The following is a 1,267-nucleotide window of genomic DNA, read 5'->3' on the forward strand; positions in this document are numbered from 1 at the left end:
GGGTTCTTTTCACCTTTCCCTCACGGTACTATGCGCTATCGGTCACCAGGTAGTATTTAGCCTTGGGAGGTGGTCCTCCCTGCTTCCCACAGGGTTCCTCGTGTCCCGTGGTACTCTGGATCAGGTCTCGCTCAAAGTCCTTTTCGCCTACAGGGCTTTTACCTTCTGTGGCTGGCCTTTCCAGACCTATTCGGCTAAGAACTCCTTCGCTTTCTTGACCTGTCCGCAACCCCAGAGTTTCCTCTGGTTTGGGCTCCTCCCCTTTCGCTCGCCGCTACTTAGGGAATCGATTATTCTTTCTTTTCCTCCGGGTACTTAGATGTTTCAGTTCCCCGGGTGTGCCCTCCTTAGCCTATGGATTCAGCTAAGGATGCATGGCGTTAGCCATGCGGGTTCCCCCATTCGGACATCTGCGGATCACAGCCTGTTTGCGGCTACCCGCAGCTTTTCGCAGCTTACCACGTCCTTCATCGGCTCCTGGTGCCAAGGCATCCACCATGCGCCCTTTGTAGCTTGATCTTCATTAAGAACTTGTTACCTTTGGCTGTGCAGTTTTCAAAGAACTGGTGGGCTCAAGTGGAATCGAACCACCGACCTCACGCTTATCAGGCGTGCGCTCTAACCGTCTGAGCTATGAGCCCATATATGGTGGAGATGAGGAGATTCGAACTCCTGACCCCCTGCTTGCAAGGCAGGTGCTCTCCCAACTGAGCTACACCCCCACATTTGGACCTTACGGTCCTTCAAAACTAAACAGCGAGAGCTATTAAACCCTTAGAAAGGAGGTGATCCAGCCGCAGGTTCTCCTACGGCTACCTTGTTACGACTTCACCCCAATCACCAGCCCCACCTTCGACAGCTGCCTCCCTTGCGGGTTAGCCCACTGGCTTCGGGTGTTGCCGGCTCTCATGGTGTGACGGGCGGTGTGTACAAGGCCCGGGAACGTATTCACCGCGGCATGCTGATCCGCGATTACTAGCAACTCCGGCTTCATGTAGGCGAGTTGCAGCCTACAATCCGAACTGGGACCGGTTTTTGAGATTAGCTCCCCCTCACGGGTTTGCAACTCATTGTACCGGCCATTGTAGCACGTGTGTAGCCCAGAGCATAAGGGGCATGATGATTTGACGTCATCCCCACCTTCCTCCTGGTTAACCCAGGCAGTCCCTTTAGAGTGCCTACCCGAAGTGCTGGCAACTAAAGGCAAGGGTTGCGCTCGTTGCGGGACTTAACCCAACATCTCACGACACGAGCTGACGACAACCAT

Annotated in this window: 2 tRNA genes and 2 rRNA genes; all 4 read right to left on the minus strand. The window is 54.5% G+C overall.

The features are described from left to right. Nucleotides 1–519: ribosomal RNA gene (locus TCEL_RS00455) — 23S ribosomal RNA — on the minus strand; the annotation flags it as partial. A gap of 45 nt (nt 520–564) precedes the next feature. Continuing rightward, nucleotides 565–641 (minus strand) — tRNA-Ile (locus tag TCEL_RS00460). A 5-nt stretch (nt 642–646) separates the two neighbouring features. After that, nucleotides 647–722, minus strand: a tRNA-Ala gene (locus TCEL_RS00465). Between the two features lie 56 nt (nt 723–778). Then, nucleotides 779–1,267, minus strand: a 16S ribosomal RNA gene (locus TCEL_RS00470); the annotation flags it as partial.

The sequence above is a fragment of the Thermobrachium celere DSM 8682 genome, assembly GCF_000430995.1.
GTDB lineage: Bacteria > Bacillota > Clostridia > Clostridiales > Caloramatoraceae > Thermobrachium > Thermobrachium celere.